The sequence below is a fragment of the Pseudoponticoccus marisrubri genome (assembly GCF_001482405.1).
Taxonomy (GTDB): domain Bacteria; phylum Pseudomonadota; class Alphaproteobacteria; order Rhodobacterales; family Rhodobacteraceae; genus Pseudoponticoccus; species Pseudoponticoccus marisrubri.
On the sequence record NZ_LPXO01000081.1, the window covers coordinates 1 to 287 of the forward strand.

Consider the following 287-nt stretch of genomic DNA (forward strand, 5'->3'; position numbering starts at 1 on the left):
AACCCATTTTACGGTGCGCAGCTCACGTTCCAGCACCAGCAATTCGCCTTCGACAGAGCCGAGGTGTTTGTCTATCCGATCCGCAAGACGGAATGGAAAGATAGTGCGGCCATTAGCCGGGAAGAAGCAGAAAATCTCCAAAAAGAACTGCGACTTATGGAGCGTGAGGGTCAACTGGCATCCGTAGATCTCAGCGAGGTTCAGTCACTACAATGGAAGCTTGGAACAAACGAATATTCTGGCAGTTTCTATGGCAATACGCTGACCGATCTCCAAGGTACACAAGC

General features: G+C 50.2%; 1 protein-coding gene. It reads left to right on the forward strand.

What is annotated here, in order from left to right; translation table 11 throughout:
* Positions 1–287: hypothetical protein (locus AVJ23_RS23030; protein ID WP_157772785.1), on the forward strand; the 287-nt coding region annotated here is incomplete at both ends.